This window comes from Phyllobacterium sp. (genome assembly GCF_037994425.1).
GTDB lineage: Bacteria > Pseudomonadota > Alphaproteobacteria > Rhizobiales > Rhizobiaceae > Phyllobacterium.
Genome location: NZ_JBBNAM010000430.1, coordinates 1 through 5,900, shown reverse-complemented (window position 1 = coordinate 5,900; position 5,900 = coordinate 1). Strand labels below are relative to the sequence as shown.

Here is a 5,900-nt window from a genome sequence, read left to right as displayed (position 1 = left end):
GTAAAGGGGGTTGCAAATCCGCAGCCGCCATTCAAGTCCATCTCACCTACGAAGACGCGCTGAAGCTTTGCGGGATCGCCGGTAAGATTTTCGCCCCTTGCGGCAAGTCGAAAAATTTGTATCGTTGGCAATCGTCTGGTCCGGCAAGAAGCTGGCCAACGACACGTGATGCGCGCGAGCTTAGGCACGCAGGCGCCTCACGTATAGCTAACAACCCGCTCGCCGGGTTCGGTAGTGCACCCCGAATGAGGGCTTCATGACCGCACAGTCGAAGGCAGGGGCAATTACTGACAACCCAGAGATAAGTGTGTGTGTGATCGTCGCGGCGAAGAACGCAGCCGACACCATTGCAGCTGCCATATCTTCCGCATTGCGCGATGTCCACGTTACGGAAGTCATCGTCGTGGATGATGGCTCGACAGACGGGACTTCCGAGGCTGCCGAGAAGGCCAATGATGGAAGCGGACGGTTGCGCATCATTCGTTTCGAGGTCAACAAGGGACCGTCGTACGCGCGCAATCACGCCATCGCATGCTCCTCAGCGGCCCTAATCAGCATTCTCGACGCGGACGATTTTTTTATCCCGGATCGTTTTTCCCATTTGTTGGCAACCCGGGACTGGGATATGGCCGCCGACAATATCGCTTTCATCGATCAGCGCTGGATTGGCCACCTCAACACACTCGCCATTCCTCGTTTTCACCCGCAATCCTGGTTTCTCGATCTGCCGACATTTGTCGGCCGCAATATATCGAGACGCCACAGGCATCGTTGCGAGCTAGGCTTCCTCAAGCCCGTCATCCGAAGGGAATTTCTGAATCGCCACAACCTGCGCTACAATGAAAAGCTGCGGCTTGGAGAGGATTATGATCTCTACACGCGCGCGCTGGCGCTGGATGCGCGATTCCAAATCATCAACAATTGTGGCTATGGGGCCGTCGTGCGAGCGGATTCGCTGAGTGGTCAGCACAAGACGGATGATCTCAAGCAACTTGCCGATGCAGACAAGATGCTATTGGAGAGCGGAACCCTGCCAGAAAGTGCGGGGGAAGCCGTCCGCCAGCACGAGCGTCATGTTCGCTCCAAGTATTACCATCGCCAGTTTCTGGACACGAAGGCAAAGAAGGGACTTGTCGCCGCGACTGCCTATGGCCTTCGCAATCCGCCGGCAATCCTGCCAATTGTGCGCGGCGTTGCGATGGATAAGTTCGACGATGTCGTCAGGCTTTTCAGAAGAGCGCCTGGCACCCCGCCGGACCCGCCCGCCCCACGCTACCTTTTTCCGGGGCCCACACAATAGTGACAAGTGCGGGGCACCGGAACGCATGTTTCTCACCCTTCGCATCCATGGTGCATTGCACCATAGAACGCGATGGGCTAGACTTTTATCAAAAATGAGAACTCCTGCGGGGACGGAAATGCGAACGAATGCGAGCAGCTAGTTGACCAGCTGAACGAATAAAGGACGCAGGTTATGACTGACCAGCCAACAGGAAAGTCTCAGGCCGCCAGTTTGGAAATGGTTGCGCGAAACGGCAGTGTGCTTCGACGCATTGCTGTGCGGATCCCGACCTATCTCGCCGATATCCGGGAAAATCCGGCGTGGCTCCCCATGTTCCTGCTTGCGCGGACAATGCCGGCACGCAAGGCACATTGGCTCGGTGCAAAGGCTGTCCGGCGGCACGAGAATACTGCACCAAGCATCTTTCCCACCGCCGATTGCGAACAAATCGTCGATACACTACGGGCGTCAGGGTTGTTCTGCGGCCTTGCCCTACCAACGTCCGTTCACGAGGAAATCGCCCGTTTCGCGCAACAGACACCCTGCTTTGGCAATTTCAGCCGCCGACTGGAGTTTTTACCCGAAGATCACAGCCAGGCGGAGCAAAGGTTCAATCGCTCAATCCTCAGCGGGCACTATTTCGAACGCGCACTCCAATGCGAAGCCGTGATTGCACTACAGCGGGATCCGCTGCTCACCGACATTGCCGAGCACTATCTTGGCGGCCAGGCAAAGATGATCACCACGCGGATCTGGTGGAGCTTCCCGACGAAGGCCGCCTCGCAGGCCGATATGCGTCTGGCTTCGCAAGACAAATACCACTTCGATCTCGATGATTGGAGAATGTTGAAATTCTTCTTCTATCTCACACCGGTCAATGAAGATTCCGGACCCCACGTCTATCTGCTGGGTAGCCACAAGCGGCGAATACTCAAGCATCAGCTGACGCTTCTCGTTGGACACCCAGCCAACGAGGTTCTTGGCGCATATGGTGCAAACAATGCTGTCACGATCATGGGCGAAGCCGGGCTGGGGTTCGTCGAGGACCCGTTTGGATTTCATATGGGAACGGTGGCCAAACGATCGCCACGATTAATGATGGAAATTGGTTTTGGCGTTTCGCGACCATCCCGCCGCCGCTTTCACGGTGAACCGGTTATCCGCTGATTTGCTCGCAATATTGTTTACGTACTGGAATCAGGGTTCCATGAAAATCATCGTTGAAAATACCGTCTGCCTGAATACCGGCGATGCGGCAATTCTCCTGGCAATCAGGCATATCGTGAGGAAAGTCGCCGGCGAGGACTTGCGTTTTTATGTCTTTGACAGCCAACCAGAAGTGGCAGCAAGACTATATCCGGCGAACGAATATCCCGATCTGGAATTTCACAAACTCCTATCGGAATCCGTCTTCAAGTACAATTACAACCATAACGTTCTGAAAAACGCTGTTAAGCCGCTTTACAATCAAATCGTACTGAAGGCTCTGCGTCGATTTGGCAAGAGGCGGTATTTTGACGAGATGATGTTTAGCCCAAGCGACCGTCGCAGCCTCCAGCTTTATAAGGACGCCGCCCTCGTGATCACAACAGGCGGAACATATCTCGTCGAGAACTATAACCTTGAAAGACGTCTCAATCAGTTCCGTATTGACGCGATTTTAGGCAAGGATCCGTATTTCTTCACGCAGTCGATGGGTCCGTTTAACAAGGACTACAATCGGCGGGAACTGAAACCCGTTCTCGACCGGAGCCCGCTCATTTTGCTGCGCGATGTCCGGTCCAAGGATCATATCCGCGATCTCGTGAACGACCCGAGCAAGTGTCATGTTGTTGCCGATGCTGTGTTTGCCCTTGCCGACACGAAGCGGATCGCCGGGCTTCTGGCCACCGATCAGCCGCGCCCCACAGGTCGCGTGGCAATTTCCGTTCGCCACTGGAACTATGTCAAAGGCGGTGAGGAGGGCATGCAGCGCTATCTTGATTCCATCCGCGACATCGTCAACGTTCTGGTCCACAAACACGCCAAGGAGGTGACGTTCGTTTCCACCTGCCAGGGCGTTCCCGAATATGCGCATGACGACTCAAGAGCGGCCAAAACGATTGTTGGCGGGCTCGATCCCGCGATCGCCAGCCATGTCACCGTGGACACATCATTTCATACACCTGAACAACTGATGTCCCTTGTCAAAGACTTTGATTTCGTGGTCGCCACGCGCATGCACATGATGATCATATCACTATGTGCCGGGATACCGGTGCTTCCGATCGCCTACGAGTTCAAGACCAAGGAGGTCGCCAAGCGTATCGGCGTGTCGGACGTTCTGCTCGATATCGATACCGTGACAAAGGAAGAAGCGGAAAGAAAGCTCGAAATTTTCATTCAAAACCTCGAGCACTATCGCAGAACAAGTATTCACGCAGTTCTTGATGAACACCGCTCGGCAATGTCGGTGAGCGAACTATTGAAGCCAATCTTGCTTGGTGGATCAGCGAATATTGCCAGCAATCCTGGACAAGACGGCGACCAAGGCGTTGCGCGACTGGGGAAGAATAAGCATCAGCGCGAGCGCGATCGCATAGTTTAACAACAAGGCCAGGGTGATCGCAATCAAGTCTGAGTGAGCCGTCAGGGACAGGGGAAGCAACCAGTATCCGAGCCAGGCGAACAGTGACGAAACGATGAAAAGGCCCTGTACCAACAGGACGTCGACAGCGGAGACGGGGCCGACGCGCTGCACGAGCACGGCAAGGACAGGAACCCTGAATACGTAGCCGCTGATTGCATAGGCGGCGGCGACGCCGGCAGCACCCCAATTTAGGCCGACGACAAATGCGACGACCGTTGTCACCGAGGAGTACATGCCCCACCGGAACATCGTCTTTGTCCTGTCCTGGCAGATGAAGATCCAGCCTGTCGTGCTGGAAATGGGCTGGATGAGCCCGGCGATGCCCAGCCATGCGAAAATTGGTGCGACGGGCAGCCATCTGTCGCCAAACAGAATTGCAACGACCTGTTCGGAGGTAAGCGTCAGGGCAGCAATGGCCGGCACTGTAACGGCCGCAAGCAACCAGTTGGTTTGGATATAAATATCGCGAAACCGCGGCTTGTCGTCCTGGATGCGGCTCAAAAGAGGGATCATCAGGCGCGTCAACGGCTGATTGATGTTTTGCAGCGGAAACAGCAGAAGCTTGTAGGCCCGGTCGTAATAGCCCAGTTCAACCGGCCCCGAAAATTTGCCAATCAGGATATTGTCGAGGTTACGCGCGAAGAAGTTGACGAGATTGAAACCCGTCAGATTGGCGCCGAAGGACATGATATCGGAATCAATCCCGAGCACAGGCTTGTCCGGTCGCCAGCGCGCCACCCTCCAGGCTGCCAGCAATGCGACCGCAGCCGAAGCTGCCGGGCCAAGAACCAGGGACCAATAGCCCATTCCCGCATAAGCTGCGGCGGCAGCCGCCAGAAAACCGGCGATGGCCGTTATCACATCATTCACAGCGAGCTGACCGAACTGAAGGTGGCGATTCATCAGGCTGAGCGGCATGGCCGCCAGACTTCCCAGAAGCAGCGGCAGACCGGCGCCGATCGTGATTCCAACCATGCGCGCATCACCATAATAGGCGGCGACGGCCGGAGCGAGAGCCACAACAATCGCCGTGGTGGCAAGGCCGGCCATGGCGCTCATCCAGAAGACCTGATTGAGTTGCCGCTGGCTGATTTCCTTGCGCTGAACAACGGCTTGCTGAAGCCCGAGATTCTGGAAAAGGGCAACAAAGGCCACGATCGGACTTACAGAGGCAACGAGCCCGAAATCTTCAGGAACAAGGAGACGGGCAAGGACGATCACAGATAAAAACTGGACAGCTATTTTGATGGCCTGGGCTATGACGGTCAAAAGCCCGCCGCGAAGAGCAATTCGACCAAATTGAAGTGGTTCCGCACTCACAGCTTTATCTTCGCTTCGGCCAGATTCGTGACAATCCGGGCGAACTCATCATTCAAAACATCCGCGTTGAATTCACCTTCGATCTTTCGTCTTGCTGCCAAAGCCAGACGCTCACACTGCGATGGGTATTCGGCAATCCATAGCAGTTTGGCCGCGAGCGCCTCGACATCTCTCTCGGGCACCAGAAACCCTGTGGTCTGGTCATCGATGAGCTCGGGGATCCCCGAGTGGTACGTACTGACCACCGTCAGTCCTGCAGCCATCGCCTCCATGAGGGAAACCGGAATGCCCTCCACATCTCCATCAGTGGCTGTGACACTCGGCAACAGGAATACATGGGCCTCGCGCAAATGTTGCCTGACCTCACTATGAGGGCGCGAGCCAAGAAATGTTACCCTGTCTGCAATCCCCAGACTTTTGGCGAGCTTTATCAACCCATCCAGCAACTCGCCGCCGCCTATGATCATGTAGGACCAATCGAGCTGCGGCTTTGCGTTTGAAAGCTGGCGGAGGGCACGCAAAGCAAATTCAATCCCTTTCTTTTCGGTCAAACGGCAAACCGAAATCAGGTTCATCGTGCCTTGTTCGAAGGAGCGCCATGAATATTCGATCTTGTTGATCGGTACGCCCATATGTTGCACCACAACCTTTGTTGATGGAGCGCCAGCG

5 protein-coding genes are annotated in these 5,900 nt (G+C 55.4%); 3 read left to right on the top strand and 2 right to left on the bottom strand.

Annotated elements, in window-relative coordinates; genetic code table 11:
• Positions 1–256 precede the first annotated feature (256 nt).
• The 3 genes from AAAB35_RS28335 to AAAB35_RS28325 all read left to right on the top strand — a co-directional run bounded on the left by AAAB35_RS28335 (position 257) and on the right by AAAB35_RS28325 (position 3,869).
• Entirely contained in the window at positions 257–1,300 is a 1,044-nt protein-coding gene (locus AAAB35_RS28335) for a glycosyltransferase family 2 protein (protein WP_340671667.1), read from the top strand.
• Between the two features lie 174 nt (positions 1,301–1,474).
• On the top strand, positions 1,475–2,449 hold the full coding sequence (locus AAAB35_RS28330) for a hypothetical protein (protein WP_340671666.1): 975 nt from the start codon (positions 1,475–1,477) through the stop codon (positions 2,447–2,449).
• 40 nt (positions 2,450–2,489) lie between these two features.
• On the top strand, positions 2,490–3,869 hold the full coding sequence (locus AAAB35_RS28325) for a polysaccharide pyruvyl transferase family protein (RefSeq protein WP_340671665.1): 1,380 nt from the start codon (positions 2,490–2,492) through the stop codon (positions 3,867–3,869).
• On the opposite strand, the gene AAAB35_RS28320 is transcribed toward AAAB35_RS28325, so the two are convergent.
• Positions 3,771–5,231 carry a lipopolysaccharide biosynthesis protein gene (locus AAAB35_RS28320; protein WP_340671664.1) on the bottom strand — a complete coding sequence of 487 codons (1,461 nt, stop codon included), beginning with the start codon at positions 5,229–5,231 and terminating at the stop codon, positions 3,771–3,773. The genes AAAB35_RS28325 and AAAB35_RS28320 overlap by 99 nt on opposite strands.
• A partial coding sequence (locus tag AAAB35_RS28315; RefSeq protein ID WP_340671663.1) for a glycosyltransferase occupies positions 5,228–5,900 on the bottom strand: 673 nt, incomplete at its 5' end. The genes AAAB35_RS28320 and AAAB35_RS28315, both read right to left, overlap by 4 nt.

What these genes read in the sequence shown, in the direction of transcription:
- AAAB35_RS28335 (WP_340671667.1), top strand. Translation starts at nt 257, where the DNA reads ATGACCGCACAGTCGAAGGCAGGGGCAATTACTGACAACCCAGAGATA.
- AAAB35_RS28330 (WP_340671666.1), top strand. Translation starts at nt 1,475, where the DNA reads ATGACTGACCAGCCAACAGGAAAGTCTCAGGCCGCCAGTTTGGAAATG.
- AAAB35_RS28325 (WP_340671665.1), top strand. Translation starts at nt 2,490, where the DNA reads ATGAAAATCATCGTTGAAAATACCGTCTGCCTGAATACCGGCGATGCG.